Genomic DNA, 18558 nt, shown 5'->3' on the forward strand with positions numbered 1-18558 from the left:
GACACAGAGATAAAGGAGCTAAGCGAACTTAGCCCATTTCAGTTTTGTCGCAGCGTCGAATGCTGCTGAACAAGTTAGGGGCAAAGTCCTGTGGGAGATCAGGACTTTGCAAACTGGTGTGCTTTAAACGTTGTACGGTTTGAGGTGAATACACCTGTGCAAGCTGTTGGCAAACACAATCGCAACTGGTTTGCATGTGTTCACCTGACAAACAAATTCTTTTAAATTCCTGCTGAGCTTTGGCATCAGCATTTGTAATACCGTAAACACCTGCAATAAGGTTTAAAATTAATATAAATTTATGAAGTTTCATATTATTCTCATGATTATTTATATCTACATTAATATAAAAATATAATTCATCTAAATATTAAAATAATTTTTTAAATAAAATTAATCCTCCCACAGAAATAGGAAAATAAAATAATTAAGATTTTAAAATAAAAATAATTTATAAATTTAAAAAATTAGGTCGCAAAAATCCAAATTTTAAATAAATAAAATAGTTAAATGAGAGAGAAAATAAGTTTGAATAATAGCATGGCCAACTCCTTAAAAATGGAGTCCTGCCACCAAATCACCGTCAATTGATTAGGGTGGCAGAACGAAAGAGGGTTAGCAGACTGACCTAGCGACCAGCACGCGCGAACGCGTCCCCCTTCCGCCCTACCATAGAGAAAAAGGGGGCACAAAGGTTCCACATGGGAAATACTCAGAAAGTATAACCCATTCGCTAGGATACGGTCTGCTAAAACCGACTGGCAATGTAGGCCAGCAACGAAATAATAATCGGTATAATAAAGAACGTCAATTTATTTTAATGAAAAAGTTTAAATATAATAATTTAATTAATACTTAAATAATATTATCCTTTTTATTATACTCATGACTTTTAATTAATTTTAAAATATAAACTTGGGTTATATACATTTAGTTAATAAAATAAATTAATCGTTAAGTAATTTAAAAATATATCATTATCAAAGCAGCCATAACTTTGATAACTCATCTATTAGAAAGCCTGATATGTCTTTGAAATACATATTGGAATTTTTTATTGCATTCATAAAGCTCTAAAACATAGTAGCTCCCTTTTATTAAGGTATTCTAATAAATATAAATAATTCAATATGTTATATACAAAAACCAACAAAAACACTTGGATTTATACATGAAAAGTTATGGTATAAATCACGCTTCGAAATTTGCCTAATAACTATAAATTTCGACTATTACAAAACACTTTCTAATTATAAGGAGCGACTAATCATGGCTAACGGATTCCCAACTGGAAACTTTAGAATCGTTAACAAAGAAACAGGTGCGTGTATCGCAAGCGCATACGGTGGACAAACCCATGGCTTACAAGATGCTGTAACTGCACGCGGTGAGACAGGTGTTTTACCTTACTCTCATACAAATGATCGACTATTTACGGTACATGATAAGGTTAAAAACATAGAAGAAGAACTTTGGTATTTTGACAGCCAAGACTATCGCAGTGGTCGAGAAAATAAGCTTTATAACAAAGTTAAAGATATCCGTTCTAGTTGGGTGCTCGGTGCTCATGTTGAAACAGATGCGATTGCATATAAATTATTTGATAAAGACTTAGAGCATTTCCTTAGTCTTTTACCAAAGCAAGATGAAGAAACACTCGCCCACTTAAAAACCAGTGATTGTCTTGATATTGTTCATTTATTACAAACATTTATTTATAGTAACGGCGAAGAAACGATTAAATCGGAACTTGTTGGTAAACTTGATGAGACTAAGCTGAACGAATATTTAAATGCCGTACTCGCTCATGAGTCAATTCGTCGCATCGAACAAAAGTTCCATGAATATGCTGCCTCTCCTTTGCTATTTTTAGATATTCCTGAATTTAAAGATTTGCCTGTGAATCCTTTCGCTCAGCAGAATGAACAAATCTATAAGATCATTCTTGCCTCTGTGCAATTAGATGTCTTGGATCAAAAAGATTGGACTACAAGGTCAGAGTTCCGATTGCATTTACGCCATGACAATATCGATGCTCTACTAAAAAATATGAAGAAAGAGAGCATGGCGGAGCTTCATGTAAAAGCATATAAAGAATATGAAAATACCCAAGACCTCAAAAAAGAAGCCGTAAAAGTCCTTTTAGAGCTTAGAAAAACTCTAGATTTACATACGAATGAAAAAAATATGGATACGGTCAAAAAGATTTTAAAAGTCAGCTTAAAATCAAATGAGTCTTTTGAACAATTGCAAACAGCGTTAAACAGTACCAATGGTAAAGAAATAAAACCTGTTAATTGGCATAGTGGTAATGTCTTCTTGCAAGGTGCGGGTCGCCAGTACCAAACTAATTGGGCATTTGAAGATGGCTATATCTTTGTAGAAGGCCAACCAGATGCTGTACTGACACATCTCTGGGGTTCATCTGTAGGTATTAGTCAACGATCTAATGACCCAAAACAGCGCTGGGAATTGAAATAAGCTGAGTCTAGGTTCTTTGAATTTAGGTTTTAGTCATTGAGACAGTGACTCGCAAAGCTAAGTAAGTTTATTTTCAATCATCCAAAGAATTTAAAATCATTCTTTGGATGATTTTTAGTTTTATAGACATAAATCCAATTATAAAATTGAAATATTTATAAATTTCTTATACTTTAAATTGCTTAAAATTCATTCAAAAACAGTAACAATAAGATAGGTAAAACATGATTTCTTTAGAGCTTTTCATTACATTTTTAATGACTACGATTATTTTTGCTTATATTCCTGGACCAGCAATGCTGTATACCGCTGCACAAACGCTTTCTCGCGGTAGAAAATCGGGTTTAATGGCAGCATTTGGGATTTTTTTAGGAGGCTGTTTTCATATTATCGCGGCCTCTTTGGGCTTAACGACCATCTTTCAAATCATTCCAAAACTCTATGATATTATTAAAATTTTAGGTGCTTTGTATTTAGTTTGGTTAGGCATTAAATTAATTAGATCTACCTCTGCCCCGACTCTTCAGCAAAATATTGAAAATAGTCAGTTATCTTTAAAACAGAGCATTTTGGTCGAAGTGTTAAACCCTAAAACCGCTATTTTTTATATCGCATTTTTACCTCAATTTATTAATACCTCATTCGATTTTCCAGTCTGGTCTCAATTCATCATTTTAGGGCTAATTGTGAATCTGATCTTTGTGTCTGCCGATGTGGTTTGTGTGTTTTTAGCCAACTACATTAGCCAAAAATTAACAAAATCAAAGAAGCCCCAAAAATCTATGTCCGTGATGGGGGGACTCATTTTTATGGGGCTAGGCGTTTTTCTTGGCTTTAAAAACCAGTAGTTTCTACGGGTAAACGTTTACCTAACAAAGAAAAAGTAACATCCGCAACTTCCAACGGGTCTGAACTGGTCCAAATAATATGATTCCCCTCATTTGGACTTTCAGAACTTAAATGATATTGATTGAGCTGCCGAATTAATTGCGCTGTTACAGCTTCCGAAGGCTCAATAATTTGAATATCACCACCTACAATTTCTTGAATCGTATCTGTGACAAACGGATAGTGTGTGCATCCCAAAATAATCGTATCGACTTTTTGCTCGACTAACGGCGCCAAAATATTTTTTAAATAATCTTTAACTTCCGCTGTATGTGCTTTGCCCGTTTCAATTTTTTCGGCTAAGCCAATACAAGGCACTAAAGACACTTTAATATCTTGCGCATACGTTTCAATTAAACTTTTTAAGTTTTTACCCCTCACCGTCGTTGCAGTTGCCAAGACAGCAATATGCTTGCTTTGTGTTATTTTCACTGCCGGTTTTACTGCTGGTTCTATGGCAATAAGTGGCACATTAATTTGCGCTCTAATGGTTTCAATCGCTACAGCCGTCATGGTGTTACAAGCAATCACGATCGCTTTGCATTTGCCATGATCCACTAAATTTGAAATTAAATGCGTGGTTCTTGAAACAATCCAGTCACTTTCTTTGTCTCCATACGGGACATATTTCGAGTCAGCGAAATAGATAATATCTTCATTCGGAAGAGCCTGCCGAATATGCTTAAAGAGAGACAGTCCGCCTAAACCAGAATCAATCATTCCAATCGGGTTATTCTTCTGGTTCATTATTTTTCCAATTTAAAATTCAAAAAGAAACTATATTTTTCATTATTATATTCTGTTTTCTATCGGTTTTTAAATCAGGCCCAACGAGGACCTGACCTAAATTTCGAATTTTGTTTTAAGCTGCCGCTTTTTGTTCCTTAATCCAATTTTTAATGCGTGCATCCAGTATATTTAAAGGCAAGGTTCCTGCATTTAAGATCATGTCATGGAAGGCTTTGATATCAAAGCGATCTCCAAGCTCATGTTTCGCAAGCTCTCTTAATTCTAAGATTTTTAGTTGGCCCATCTTATATGCCAATGCTTGGGCAGGAATAGCAATATAGCGGTCTGTCTCTGCCTGAATGTCGGGTTCATCTAAAGCAGAATGTTCTCTCATAAAATCAATCATTTGCTGGCGGGTCCACTTTTTATAATGCACGCCAGTATCGACCACTAACCGACACGCACGGAACAACTCACTCGATAGTCTTCCATAGTCTGAAAGCGGGTCTTTATAGAAACCAACGTCTTTACCCAATTGCTCTGCGTAAAGTGCCCATCCTTCAATATAAGCGGTGTGATTGGGCTGCTTTCGGAACATCGGTAAATTCGGCAGGTTTTGGGCAATATCAATTTGCATATGGTGGCCGGGAATTGCCTCATGGTAAGCGGTCGCTTCCATTGATATTTTGGAACGTTCAGAGAAATCGCCTGTATTCACATACACTTGTCCGGGGCGTGAACCATCAGGTGTTCCTTGATGATATTCGGCACCTGCCGCTTCTTTTTCTCGATATTGCTCTACGGGTAAAACTTCGACTTTATTTTTGGGTAATAGACCAAATAGCTTCGGCAACTCTGGTTGCATTTGTGCAATATACCCGCGATAAATCTCTAAAATTTCTTCACGAGATTTTGGGAAAACGGCGGGATTTGTTTTTAATGATTGTTGGAAACTTTTTAAATCGTTGAAACCTTGTGCTTTGGCAATTTTAAGCATTTCCGCTTCTATACGAGCAACTTCTTTTAATCCGAGTTGATGGATATTTTCGGGGCTTTCTAGCGTGGTCGTATTATTTTCTACATAGAAGCGATAGAGTTCATCACCTTTTGGCAAGCTCCATATACCCTCGTGTTGTCGTCCATAGGGTAAGTAATCTTTCTGAATAAACGTTCCGAGTTTTTCATAAGCAGGCCGAACATTCTGATCTATGGCCTGTAGTATTTCACGGCTTAAACGCTCTTGTTCTGCTTTCGAAATGCTGCTTGGAAACTGCTTTAATGGAGAAGCAAACACACTGTCTTTCCCTGCTGGCGTTGCAATGCTATTAATCTGCTTTACCACCTTTTCAATTAAATACTTGGGTGGCATCAACCCATCTTTTTGTCCTTGTTTTGCTAACTGAGTCCCTTGATCAAGAATAAGAGGGATTTGTTTTAAACGAGCAATATAGTCTTGATATTGCTTAACATTATTAAATGGAATCGAACTAATAAATCCTGGAAATTGTAAATGTAGCCCCCACATTTGATTGAAAGGCATCTCATAGAGTTTCAAATCATAATTTTTAAGTGTTTCTTTCAACTGATAAATCATTAAGTCTTTATTTAATTGATCAGTTGCTGAAAACCCTGTGCTATCAATTGCTTCAAAACGGTTTAAAAAAATTTGAGTAGTTTTTTTATCTTTCTCGATCTGATTTTTTGAAAATTCTGTCCATCGATCGTTGTAGCGTAAATCTCCTAAACCCGTTGCAGTTTCAGGATTATTTTTTAAAGTGTATTCCCACTGTTCTTGTAAAAGCTGGTTTAAAGCTTTCACCCGAACAGAGACATCACTGTTTGGTTTAGATTGTGACTTTTCGATGGTATTTGTATTTATTTCGGGGGTTGCAGCATTAGACGAATGAGACATCCAAAATAAAACACTAACACAAGCAAAATGTAAGGTTCTGTTTTTCATTTAATTATCCAGACATGTGTAATCAAGTTTAAAATATAGACAAAACAAATTACGTGCCAAGCAACCTATAAAATGGTGTAAAAATCGAGTATTTTTTAACTCAATGATTTTATAAATTAATTTTCTTTTTAATCAAATTATTTATAGTTGCTATCTATATTCCATATCTGACTTTAATAGATCAGAAACTTAAAAAAAAGCGCACATGAGCGATCTCAGTGCACTTTTTCATTTCTACATTAAAATTGTTTCTTAAGAAAACAAATATTGATAAACAATATAGGCAGCCAGTTTTGCTGTTCTGTTGTCTAAATCAAATTTTGGATTGCACTCGGCAATATCTAAAAGTTTGATTTTGCCGCTCTCTTGAATATGCTTAAAAATTGCTTCAAAAGTAGCTAAATCAATTCCTTTTACAGCAGGTGCACTGACTCCCGGTGCAACCGCAGCCGCGAAAACATCCAAATCAATCGTAACGTACAAACAGTCTACTTTTTCAATAAAAGCATCAACCGCTGCAAGCACTTTTGGTAGGTTAAAAATATTAACCTCATGATCTCTTAAATATGAGCAATTCAGCGCATCGGCTGTATCAAACAAAACTTTAGTATTGGCGTGGTTGGCTACCCCAATACATAAATAATTAAATTGTTTTTGATGTTGCTCAGAAAGCCTTGCTGCCTGTAAAAAAGGTGTCCCAGAGGTGGCATGCTCTGCTTCACGCAAATCAAAATGGGCATCGAAATTGATAATGCCTATTTTTTTATCTGGCGCATGTGCTTGTAGATATTGGAATAAACCACTAAAGCTTCCAAATGCAACTTCATGCCCGCCGCCAAGTACAATCGGCTTTAAACCATTTTGTAAGCTGTTTGCGACTTGTTCAGCCAACTCAGTTTGGGCTTGCTCTAAATTGTCATATTCACAAGTCACTGTACCCAAATCGACAATACTGACTGGGCGATGAATCGGTAAGTTAGCCAGTTGTGTGCGAATTGCATCTGGCGCATCGGCAGCACCGACACGGCCCTTATTACGCTTTACACCTTCATCAGAGCTAAAGCCAATGAGGGCAAATTCGGCATGTTGGTTTTTATTCACAATATGATGGATACGTTGGTGTGCTTCACCCTCGCCATCATGTCGGCCTTGCCATTTAAATGTGTGATTCATGTGACACCGTTTAAAAAATAATTTCCTGTCCATGCTGAATCACTCGCTTAGGCAAATCTCCGCCAAGCCAGTAAACAATTTCAGATGGATGCTCAATATCCCAAGCCACAAAGTCAGCGACTTTACCCTGTTCTAAACTGCCGTGTGTTTGCTCTAAACCGAGTGCTTGTGCAGCATGAATGGTCACACCAGCTAATGCTTGTTCGGGCGTTAAGCGGAAGAGCGTACTGCCCATATTCAGCATTAAACGTACAGAAAGTGCTGGAGATGTACCGGGGTTTAAATCACTCGACAGCGCAATACGCACGCCATGCTTAATCAGGCTTTCAATTGGCGGATATTGTGTTTCACGCAGTAAGTAAAAAGCGCCCGGTAGTAAAACAGCGACCGTACCCGACTCTGCCATTGCTTTGACATCATCTTCGGTCATGTATTCTAAATGGTCTGCCGACAAAGCATGATAACGTGCTGCCAAGCTTGAACCGCCTAACGATGAGAGCTGTTCAGCATGAAGCTTAATAGGTAGACCCAATGATTGCGCTGTTTTAAAAACGCGTTCAACTTGAGCAGGTGAAAAGGCTAAGTGCTCGCAGAATGCATCTACAGCATCGACTAAACCTTCAGCATGCAGTTTAGGCAGCATTTCTGTACAGATATGCTCAATATAAGCATCGCTTTGATCTTTGTATTCTGGTGGTAAAGCATGAGCAGCTAAACATGTGCTTTTTACCGTCATCGGTAATTTTTCACCAATTTGACGGATCACACGCAACATTTTGCGTTCATTTTCGTAGTTGAGTCCGTAGCCAGACTTAATCTCGATGGTCGTTACACCGTCTTGTTGCATGCAGCGAATGCGCTTAAGTGCCGAATTTAATAATTGTTCTTCGCTTGCTTCACGGGTTGCACGTACTGTACTTGCAATACCGCCACCGCTCGCCGCAATTTCAGCATAGCTCACACCTTGCAAGCGTTTTTCAAACTCAACACTACGGTTGCCACCAAAAACACTATGCGTATGACAGTCGATGAACCCCGGGGTTACCCAAGCTCCATTTAAATCAACTGTTTCGGAATATGTGTCGGCAGGAAGTTGTTGTTGTTTTCCAATCCACTGAATGAGATGCCCTTCTGTGACAATTGCAGCATCTTCAATGTAAGAATATTGCCCATTTTGCATGGTCGCAATGTGGCAATTTTGCCAAAGTTTTTTCATTAGCCTTTCCTCAAAACTGCCCAATAGTGAAACCATTGGGCAGTTCATTTGTTAGCTTTCTATCTCAACATTTTGCTGGATAGAATTACTTTCCTTTCCCAAGTTTTGCTGTGGTTTGACCCAGATACGATAAGCAATAGTGAGAAGAGCAAGCCATGTTATACCTACATAAATCGCAGGACGTGAATCAGGGAAATAACCCATCATGGCTAAAATAAACACCATAAAACCAATCGCGAACGCAGGTGCAACAGGCCAACCCCAGACAGGGAAATCAAGTGCTTTAATTTCAGCAGCAGATAATTTACGGCGCATCGCAACTTGCGAAAGCAAAATCATGAGCCAAACCCAAACAGTAGCAAACGTTGCAATTGACGCGATGATCATGAATACATTTTCAGGAATCAGGTAGTTCAACACCACACCAATCAATAGCACACCCGCCATCACAACCACGGTCATCCATGGCACACCATTACGTGATAACTTTTGGAAAATTCTCGGTGCTTGACCACGGTTTGCCATACCATAAAGCATACGGCCAGCGCCAAACACGTCACTATTAATTGCCGAAATTGCAGCAGTCACCACCACAACATTTAGAATATTTGCAGCAGATTTGATGCCTAAATTTTCAAAAATTTGTACAAATGGGCTTCCTTGGCTACCAATCTGGTTCCATGGGAAAATCGACATAAGTACAAAAATAGTCAGTACATAGAACAGTAAAATACGGACTGGAACAGCATTAATTGCTTTTGGTAAAGTCGTTTTCGGGTCTTGTGACTCGCCAGCAGTTAAACCGATAATTTCGATACCACCGAAAGCAAACACGACTACAGATAAACATGCAACCAAGCCTGCAATACCATGCGGCATAAAGCCATCATAAACCCATAAGTTTTGAATGCCAGGCACTACATTGCTATGGTCAACGTGGAAGCCATAAAACATAAGGCCTAAACCACCAATAATCATGGCAACAATGGCCGTAACTTTGATAATGGATAACCAAAACTCGAGCTCACCAAAGACTTTAACGTGAATTAAGTTAATGGCACCCAAGAACATAATCAGCGATAAAATCCAGATCCACCTTGGCACATCGGGATACCAGAACCCCATATAAATACCAAAAGCAGTCACATCGGCAATGGCGACAATCACCATTTCAAAAACATAAGTCCAACCTGTGGTAAAACCTGCCAGTGGACTTATGTACTGTGATGCGTAGTGACTAAATGAACCAGACACAGGGTTATGGACAGCCATTTCACCCAGTGCGCGCATAACGATATAAATTGCAATCCCTGCAACGATATACGCAAGTAATACTGAAGGCCCCGCCATTTTGATGGCGGTTGCCGAACCATAGAAAAGCCCAGTTCCAATTGCTGAGCCCAATGCCAAGAAACGAATATGGCGGGTGTTCAAACCCCGCTGTAGTGTGGAGTTTTGTGACATTATAATCTCCAATCCTTGAGGATATTTAGTTAGATTCGGCCACTCCATGTGACCGTTTTATCAATCACACTTCAGATAAACTAGGGAGTAGTTTTGGAATGAGCAACTCGTTTAGGCAACCACTCGAAAGCAACTCACTTGCCTGTTCAATATCCGGAGCAAAGAAACGGTCTTCGCTGTAGTAAGGAACTTGATCGCGCAAGATTTTACGGGCTTGTTCAAGTTTAGGCGAGCTTTTTAAGCCTTCACGGAAGTCAAGACCCTGACAAGCGCCTAACCATTCGACAGCTAAAATGCCACGAACGTTATCAGCCATTGGCCAAAGACGCTTACCAGCATTTGGAGCCATTGATACATGGTCTTCCTGATTGGCAGAAGTTGGTAAACTATCAACACTTGCAGGATGTGCTAGTGCTTTATTATCGCTCGCAAGTGCAGCAGCTGTCACTTGTGCAATCATAAAGCCTGAGTTAACGCCACCATTTGCGACCAAGAACGGTGGAAGCTGTGACATGTGGCGGTCCATCATCATCGAAATACGACGTTCTGAAAGTGAACCAATTTCTGCAATTGCCAATGCTAAATTATCTGCCGCCATTGCAACAGGTTCTGCATGGAAGTTACCACCAGAAATCACGTCACCTTGTTCAGCGAAAACAAGTGGGTTATCAGATACAGCGTTTGCTTCAATTGCTAAAACTTCAGCAGCCTGACGGATTTGAGTTAGACATGCACCCATCACCTGTGGTTGGCAACGTAAAGAATACGGATCTTGAACTTTGCTACAGTCTTCGTGTGAATGTGCAATTTCACTTGAATCAGTCAATAAATCGCGATAAGCCGCAGCAACATCAATTTGACCACGTTGGCCACGTACTTCATGAATACGTGCATCGAACGGTGAACGTGAACCCAGCATTGCTTCAACACTTAAGCCACCACATACAGTTGCAGCAGCAAATAAATCTTCGGCTTCAAACAAACCGCGTAACGCGTAGGCAGTCGAAACTTGTGTACCATTTAGAAGTGCCAAGCCTTCTTTAGCAGCTAAAGAAATTGGCTCTAAACCTGCAATTTTTAAAGCTTCAACTGCTGGTAACCACTCACCTTTGTAGCGTGCTTTACTTTCACCTAGTAAAATCAATGACATATGCGCAAGTGGTGCCAAGTCACCTGAAGCACCTACTGAGCCTTTAAGAGGAATATGCGGATAAACTTCAGCATTAATTAAAGCCAACAAAGCATCAATCACTTTACGGCGGATACCAGAGAAACCACGTGCCAAGCTGTTTGCTTTCAATAGAATAATTAAACGAACCATTGCATCATCAAGAGGTTCGCCTACACCTGCGGCGTGCGAAAGTACCAATGAACGCTGTAATTGTTCTAAATCTTCAGGAGCAATCTTGGTCGAAGCGAGCAAACCAAAACCTGTGTTAATTCCGTAAGCTGTACGCCCTTCATTTACAATCTGTTCTACACAAGCCACGCTTGCATTAATGGCAGCTGATGCACTTTCATCTAGTTTAACTTTAATCGGGTTGAGGTAAGCTTGACGTAAATCGGCTAAGGTCAGTTTTCCCGGTTGGATTAATAATTCCATGTTGGCTTCCTAATTTTTGGCACTATATTCTGCTGAGACGGCGCTTTTCACAATTGCAAAAAGCACCGCCCGTTCTTTCCATGTATTTTTATTGCGTGATCATTGGCAAGTTTAAGCCTTGCTCTTTTGCACAGTTAATCGCAATTTCATAACCGGCATCGGCATGACGCATAACACCTGTTGCAGGGTCATTGGTCAATACACGAGCAATACGTGCAGCAGCATCATCAGTACCATCACACACAATCACAACGCCTGAGTGTTGAGAGAAGCCCATACCTACACCACCACCATGATGTAAAGATACCCAAGTTGCGCCGCCTGCTGTATTGAGCAAAGCGTTCAACAATGGCCAGTCAGATACGGCATCTGAACCATCTTGCATTGCTTCAGTTTCACGGTTTGGACTTGCAACCGAACCTGAGTCTAAGTGGTCACGCCCAATCACAACTGGTGCAGACAACTCACCACTACGAACCATTTCGTTAAATGCTAAACCAAGTTTTGCACGTAAGCCTAGACCCACCCAACAAATACGAGCTGGTAAACCTTGGAAGCTAATGCGTTCACGTGCCATGTCTAACCAGTGATGCAAATGTTCGTCATCAGGAATTAATTCTTTAACTTTGGCATCTGTTTTATAAATATCTTCTGGATCACCAGAAAGCGCTGCCCAACGGAATGGACCAATACCACGGCAGAACAATGGACGGATATAAGCAGGAACAAAGCCAGGGAAATCAAATGCGTTTTCTACGCCTTCTTCTTTCGCCATTTGACGAATGTTATTACCATAGTCAAATGTTGGAACGCCCATTTTTTGGAAATCAAGCATCGCTTGTACGTGTTTTGCCATAGACTGTTTTGCAGCTTTTACAACAGCTTCTGGTTCTGTTTTCGCACGTTCACGATATTCATCCCAAGTCCAGCCCACTGGTAAGTAACCATTTAATGGATCGTGTGCACTTGTTTGGTCGGTCACCATGTCTGGACGCACACCACGGCGTACAAGCTCAGGTAAAATCTCTGCAGCGTTGCCATGAAGTGCAATTGAAATTACTTTGCCTTCTTTCGTGTAACGGTCAATACGAGCCAAAGCATCATCTAAATCAGTTGCTTGTTCATCTACATAACGTGTACGTAAACGGAAATCGATACTTGCTTGTTGGCATTCGATGTTTAAAGAACAAGCACCTGCAAGTGTTGCAGCTAAAGGCTGAGCACCACCCATACCGCCTAAACCAGCAGTTAGTACCCAACGACCGTTTAAGTCACCGTTGTAATGTTGACGGCCTGCTTCAACGAAAGTTTCGTAAGTACCTTGCACAATGCCTTGGCTACCAATGTAGATCCATGAACCTGCTGTCATTTGACCGTACATCGCTAAAGCTTTTGCATCTAACTCGTTAAAGTGTTCCCAGTTTGCCCAGTGCGGTACAAGATTTGAGTTTGCAATTAAAACACGTGGGGCATCTTTATGAGTTTTAAATACGCCTACTGGTTTACCTGATTGAACTAACAAAGTTTCATCAGTTTCAAGATTTTTTAACGTATCTACAATCTTGTCAAAACATTCCCAGTTACGCGCTGCACGGCCAATACCACCGTATACCACCAATTCTTTCGGGTTTTCTGCAACGTCCGGATCAAGGTTATTCATCAACATGCGTAATGGAGCTTCAGTTAACCAACTTTTAGCCGTCAATTCAGTGCCACGTGGTGCACGGATTTCTACATCACGAAATTTTGTTGTCGTTGTTGTCACAGGCGGACTCCTTCCTTTGAGCTTACATCAGCAGAACATCACTTGTTTCTGCATTTGTATAGTAATGTATTAACTTGTATATACATCCATATACTACACAAATATTTTACGGCGTGAAGAGGCTTGCTCATATTTTTTTGAAAAAAATTAATAAGCTTATGAATTAAATTAATTTATTTTTATATTAAGCATAAAAAAAGCACATATCTTTTCACTAGACATGTGCTTTAAAAAAATAATTTATTTACTTTTAACGTTGAATTAACTCAATAACATAACAATTTTTTGCCCAATTTTGCGGAAAATGGACTGAGGTAATTGCAGTGGTTTTTTCAATTTTTAAAGTCTCATGAGCTGCAAGTAAAAAGACTTTGTCCTCAACCACGACTTCAATGTCAGAACCACTATTAAAAATAAAAATCAGGTCTGCCGAACTTAAAAAGGTCTGTGCTTCTGTACCGTCTACTCTTTGAAAGCGGGCATGAAATTTTGCAGAATCATAAATTAGATTTAAGTCCCGAATTGCACCGTCAAACAGCTCACTTTGCACCTGACTTTCGCCATGAAAAGCAAAAATATCACCTTGTTTTAACGCTTTAACTGGCAAATTATCGACATGCAATCCAATGCCTTGCCCATCAAGTACCGTAATAATTCGCTGCTTATTGGGAAATAGCGAAAATGGCCCAGAAGTGGTCACATCAGCCATCGAAATACGCCAATCGAAATCAGCTTCACCTTGGCTTCGAGCAATTTCTAAAGTAAAGCCAGCACCATTTTTCCAAAGCATTTTTGTATATTGATCGGCCCTGATCAATTCAATCATGGGTTAAATTTCCCTTCAAGATAATAGCGACTACCCGGATAAATCAAACGTGCACTTGAAATAAGCTGTTTGTTTGACCACGTACGGCGACGAATAAGTAAGCATGGTTCAGCTTTAGTAATCTTCAACCATTTACACTCTTGAGGAGATGCTAAAACTGCCTCAACAATGTGCTCACCTTCTGAGACCGGTGCTTTCGCCATGAGGTAAGCATTCGGGGTAATGGTTTTAAAGTCTTGTTGTAGATAATCTGGAATCAGTGCTGCATCAACTAAACGATCTTCGACCTGAACAGGTACATCATTTTCATAATGCACAATAATCGAGTGAAATAATCTTTGCCCTTCGCGTGTCTGCATTAACACGCTTTGCTCTGCATTTGCATAAATTTGCTCTAAGACTAAAACTTCAGCATGGTGCTTATGGTTTCGTGCAATAATCTCTTCGGCAATATTGTTAATCTGAAAAAGTGCAGTACGGCCCTGTCCTTCGGCAACGAAAGAGCCAACACCTTGAATTCGAACAAGTAGGCCCTCAGTCGTTAACTCACGTAGCGCACGATTTACCGTCATGCGGCTGCAACCGAGTTGATTGACCAATTCGCTTTCTGAAGGAATTTTTTTATTTACAGCCCATGAGCCTTCATAAATCTTTTGTGAAATTAGCTGTTTGACGCGTTGATATAAAGGAACTGGACTATCAGCTTCAATCGAAAGCTCAGCATGTTCTTGTTTTGATGTTCTGGGCATAACTAATTACTCAAAAAGGCAGCAGGCAAAAAAGCATTTTAGTTGACATGCTATGTATATACAACCACATACAACATGTTAATTTATGAAATAAATAGATTTTAAAAAGTTTAAAAAATAAACATAGCTCAATAAGAGCTAATTTAAAGTTTTATGTAGAGAAATTCAAATATATAAGGGCTTTATCAATATTTATTTAATAATTATTTCTGCTATGCCTTTGGCTCTATTCAAAGTTTTAGAAAGTATGGTCCTTTCTGATTTACGAAATGATGCTTAAAATTTTTATTTAAAATAACTGATCGATAGTATTCTTCTGCCACACAGTATATTAATAAAACTGGAAGCACATCGAATGCGTAATTATAAAATAGATATTCTTCGTGGAATTTCTATCCTGTTGGTTCTTTTACATCATTTTAATATTCCCTATAAACTTAAAGATACATGGTTAGGTTTTGATTTCTTAGGTGAAGCATTTAGCACAGTCATCGCAAGAAATGGAAATTATGGCGTGACCATGTTTTTCGTAATTTCAGGTTTTTTAATCACTCATCACACCTTAAAAAGAGACAAACAATTTTCCGCAATTAACCTCAAGCATTTTTATATCCGACGAGCAGCGCGCATTTTACCGTGTCTGGTTTTACTCATTTTAGGTGTAAGCATACTTGGGTCATTTGACTTAAAACCTTTTATAAACCAAGCACCCAATGGCATTGAAGTCTCTTATCCTTTGACCATTTTGGCAGCTTTCACCTTCTGGATGAATATCCTGATTATTAAATTCGGTTGGGTAAACTACGCTTTAGGCGTGTTGTGGTCGCTCTCTGTAGAAGAAGTTTTTTACTTTGTTTTTCCATTATTGTGCCTGCTCACCCGTAGTAATAAAGTCTTTATTGCTGTACTTGTTGGAGTAATTCTATATGGGCCTTATTTTAGATCTCTCCATTTTGGAGAAGAAAGCGGTGCATATTTATATCATTATTTTTCGAGCTTTGATGGTATAGCAATTGGCTGTTTAACTGCTATTTTCTCTCATAAATATCAGCCAGATTGGAGCTATAAAAAACCTCTTTCTTGGTTGATTATTTTGAGTATGGTCGCTCTTTATTTATATGCACCAATTAAAGAAGTTAGTACTTGGGCTATCAGCTTATTTGCTTTTGCTACGGGTTTACTGATTTTGTGTTTTCAGCATCCTGCTGGAACGCAAGCGCATAGTCTATTTACAAAAATCATGGTCTGGCTAGGTCAAAGAAGTTATGAAACTTATTTGTTTCATCTGGTTGTGCTGGGTCTTATGAAAGTTGCTTTTATTCCGGCCCAAACCGACTCTAGCATTAAAATTATGCTTTTAATTGCATATCTGGTTCTGACTTTTATTATCAGCGCAATCATCGAAAAATATTATTCCACACCGCTTAACAGCTACATTCGAAAGGTTTTCATTAAAGACAAATCATAAAAATAAGCCCCTAAAATAGGGGCTTTGTTTTGTTAAGTAATCAACATGGTTTCATCGTCTTGCTTAAAAGGATTAGACCATCTCTGCCAAGCTTGTGGTCCTAAAGCCATTTCTTCATCGTTTAACAAGCAGCTATCCAAGCGTTCTATTAAAGCTTGCTCATCCATTTGCATACCAATTAAAACCAGCTCCTGACGCGCATCACCAGTTTGAGCGTCCCAAACCTTTTTAATTTGTTCGATACTGTCTAAGTCACTTGGCCAGTCTTCTTCTGCAACGGCCGCCCACCAATAGCCTGCCAAGCCATGTCGTGCCATCGCGCCTGCTTGTGACCATGAATAAGCCAATGTAGGTTCGACTGCTAACCAGAAAAAGCCTTTTGAACGAATGACTCCCGGCCATTCAGCCTGAACCAAATCATAAAAACGTTCGGGATGAAAAGGTCGGCGGGCACGATAAACAAAGCTACTGATCCCATACTCTTCAGTTTCTGGCGTATGCTCACCACGTAATTCTTTTAACCAGCCTGGCGCTTGTGCTGCTTCATCAAAATCGAATAACTGTGTATTTAAAATTTTATCTAAAGCAATTTTTCCAAATTGAGCAATTTCAATTCGGGCACGTGGGTTTAAGGTCTTTAACATTGCAATTAATTGTTGTTGTTCAACGGAGTCAATCAAATCAATTTTATTCAACACAATCACATCACAAAATTCGATCTGATCGATGAGAAGATCAACTACATTTCGTTCATCCAGTTCACCTAACGACTCGCCACGTTGTTGGAGTGAATCGATTGAACTGTAATCTTTGAGAAAATTGAAAGCATCGACTACCGTGACCATGGTGTCTAGGCGAGCAAATTCGTTTAATGAATTTCCATCTTCATCTTCAAAGGTAAAGGTTTCAGCCACAGGCAACGGTTCTGAAATGCCAGTCGATTCAATCACCAACTGGTCAAAGCGACCTTCATCGGCCAAACGTCTCACCTCGACCAATAAGTCTTCTCGTAAAGTACAACAGATACAGCCATTGCTCATTTCAACTAGCTTTTCATCTGTTCTAGAGAGTTCTGCCCCGCCTTCACGCACTAACGCTGCATCGATATTGACGTCTGACATATCATTCACAATCACGGCAATACGGCGGCCTTCACGATTATTTAAAATATGGTTGAGTAATGTGGTCTTTCCTGCACCTAAAAAGCCCGATAAAACAGTGACAGGAAGCTTAGCAAATGAGTTGGCGTTTGCAGTGCGCATGGCTTGATCTCTTTGAATATTATTTAAACTGATCATGGCTGACCATCTAAATATGGCCAGATCACAGGCGTAATCTATTTCTAAACCACAATAATGTTATGTTATAACATAACCATTGATCAAGTTTTTATTCTGCTTTTATTTAAGCTAACTCAGTTAATCGTTGAAAAAATTGCTTTTATAGTCACTGACAAATTGAGGTTCTATAGTGATGGTCAGGTCCCCATGATCGAAAGCCTTGGCTATCAATATGAATTTGTCCTGAAGCATAAACACCAAGCCCCATGTTAAATGCTTGTCCCTTGGTTTCCCAGAACTGACAAAGTTTGGTTTTGGTTTGCTGAATATTGAACTGGTCTAAGTCGCTTGGTTGTTCTGGTCCAATCCGAAAATCAAGCGCTGCATTAAAAACATGTCGAGATGCATCGGCACCCCCAGCACAGCGGTTTAAAGATAAAGCGCGATAAGCCGATGTCACTTCAAAATCGTTAATCACACCATCGTCGACTAATGCTTTTAAAATGCTAAGCGTCGGAACAATATTGGACCAAATCTCGCGTGGCGGCACCGCATAAGGCTCGACTCCACATTTTTGCCAATCGCGAGCCGAGCGTAATAACTCATAATCTGGCACTAAATTGGCAAGCCCTTTTTGCTTAAGAAATTGCTTGTAAGCTTGCACAGACTGGCCGTGATCTGCGGTTGCGATCCAAGCAGTATAATCTTCGGGTTGTTGTTTTATTCTCGCTATTGTTTTAGAAGGCTGAGGCAAAGAATGATGATGTTTAGAAGCCGTTGGCTTGGGTGTTTGAGTCGTACATGCCGTAAGAGATAATAAAATTAAACCTAAATAACGTTTCATAAATATGCTCTATCTTCACCAAAAAGGGGAAAACTGCTCATTATTAAATTGAAGAAATGTTATAGTATAACAACAATAAAATCCTTTAATTTGTGTTGTTAAATTTTAAAAA

Annotated in this window: 14 protein-coding genes and 1 pseudogene; 3 read left to right on the plus strand and 12 right to left on the minus strand. The window is 39.2% G+C overall.

Features of this window, described 5'->3' with window-relative positions; translation table 11 throughout:
• Nucleotides 1-18: 18 nt before the first annotated feature.
• Nucleotides 19-313 (minus strand): annotated as a pseudogene (locus I5515_RS10755) (hypothetical protein).
• 956 nt (nucleotides 314-1269) lie between these two features.
• Here I5515_RS10755 and I5515_RS10760 point away from each other — a divergent pair.
• Together I5515_RS10760 and I5515_RS10765 are read left to right on the plus strand one after the other, a co-directional pair.
• Nucleotides 1270-2481, plus strand: coding sequence for a hypothetical protein (locus tag I5515_RS10760; RefSeq protein WP_199966546.1), 1212 nt, complete (start codon nucleotides 1270-1272; stop codon nucleotides 2479-2481).
• A 224-nt stretch (nucleotides 2482-2705) separates the two neighbouring features.
• Nucleotides 2706-3329, plus strand: coding sequence for a LysE family translocator (locus I5515_RS10765; RefSeq protein ID WP_199966548.1), 624 nt, complete (start codon nucleotides 2706-2708; stop codon nucleotides 3327-3329).
• Here the strand turns inward: I5515_RS10765 and murI are convergent.
• From murI to hutC, 9 genes are all read right to left on the minus strand, one after another.
• Nucleotides 3316-4116: a glutamate racemase gene (gene murI, locus I5515_RS10770; RefSeq protein WP_199966550.1), complete on the minus strand. Its 801-nt coding sequence runs from the start codon at nucleotides 4114-4116 to the stop codon at nucleotides 3316-3318. The two genes, I5515_RS10765 and murI, sit on opposite strands and share 14 nt — an antisense overlap.
• Before the next feature lie 115 nt (nucleotides 4117-4231).
• The gene (locus I5515_RS10775; RefSeq protein WP_199966552.1) at nucleotides 4232-6058 is read right to left on the minus strand and encodes a DUF885 domain-containing protein; all 1827 of its coding nucleotides are present in this window, start codon (nucleotides 6056-6058) and stop codon (nucleotides 4232-4234) included.
• A gap of 252 nt (nucleotides 6059-6310) precedes the next feature.
• A complete protein-coding gene (gene hutG, locus I5515_RS10780) occupies nucleotides 6311-7231 on the minus strand; it encodes a formimidoylglutamase (RefSeq protein WP_199966554.1) in 921 nt (306 codons plus the stop codon).
• 10 nt (nucleotides 7232-7241) lie between these two features.
• Nucleotides 7242-8447, minus strand: coding sequence for an imidazolonepropionase (gene hutI, locus I5515_RS10785; RefSeq protein WP_199966556.1), 1206 nt, complete (start codon nucleotides 8445-8447; stop codon nucleotides 7242-7244).
• A gap of 51 nt (nucleotides 8448-8498) precedes the next feature.
• Complete coding sequence (locus I5515_RS10790) at nucleotides 8499-9911, minus strand: amino acid permease (protein WP_199966558.1); 1413 nt, start codon at nucleotides 9909-9911, stop codon at nucleotides 8499-8501.
• A 64-nt stretch (nucleotides 9912-9975) separates the two neighbouring features.
• Entirely contained in the window at nucleotides 9976-11514 is a 1539-nt protein-coding gene (hutH, locus tag I5515_RS10795; protein WP_199966561.1) for a histidine ammonia-lyase, read from the minus strand.
• Between the two features lie 88 nt (nucleotides 11515-11602).
• Nucleotides 11603-13279, minus strand: a complete 1677-nt coding sequence (hutU, locus tag I5515_RS10800) for a urocanate hydratase (protein ID WP_199966563.1) — start codon at nucleotides 13277-13279, stop codon at nucleotides 11603-11605.
• A 250-nt stretch (nucleotides 13280-13529) separates the two neighbouring features.
• Nucleotides 13530-14105: a HutD family protein gene (locus I5515_RS10805; protein ID WP_199966565.1), complete on the minus strand. Its 576-nt coding sequence runs from the start codon at nucleotides 14103-14105 to the stop codon at nucleotides 13530-13532.
• Nucleotides 14102-14854 (minus strand): histidine utilization repressor, encoded by a 753-nt coding sequence (gene hutC, locus I5515_RS10810; protein ID WP_016139792.1) that lies wholly within the window; start codon nucleotides 14852-14854, stop codon nucleotides 14102-14104. The genes I5515_RS10805 and hutC overlap by 4 nt, the downstream gene beginning before the upstream one ends.
• Before the next feature lie 355 nt (nucleotides 14855-15209).
• Here hutC and I5515_RS10815 point away from each other — a divergent pair, with 355 nt between their 5' ends.
• Nucleotides 15210-16322, plus strand: coding sequence for an acyltransferase family protein (locus tag I5515_RS10815; RefSeq protein WP_199966567.1), 1113 nt, complete (start codon nucleotides 15210-15212; stop codon nucleotides 16320-16322).
• A gap of 32 nt (nucleotides 16323-16354) precedes the next feature.
• Here the strand turns inward: I5515_RS10815 and zigA are convergent, their stop codons facing one another.
• Both zigA and I5515_RS10825 read right to left on the minus strand, forming a co-directional pair.
• On the minus strand, nucleotides 16355-17620 hold the full coding sequence (zigA, locus tag I5515_RS10820) for a zinc metallochaperone GTPase ZigA (protein WP_199966569.1): 1266 nt from the start codon (nucleotides 17618-17620) through the stop codon (nucleotides 16355-16357).
• A gap of 148 nt (nucleotides 17621-17768) precedes the next feature.
• Entirely contained in the window at nucleotides 17769-18446 is a 678-nt protein-coding gene (locus I5515_RS10825; protein WP_199966571.1) for a YcbK family protein, read from the minus strand.
• Between the last annotated feature and the right edge of the window lie 112 nt (nucleotides 18447-18558).

This window comes from Acinetobacter calcoaceticus (assembly GCF_016508255.1).
In the GTDB taxonomy this organism is placed as follows: domain Bacteria; phylum Pseudomonadota; class Gammaproteobacteria; order Pseudomonadales; family Moraxellaceae; genus Acinetobacter; species Acinetobacter calcoaceticus_E.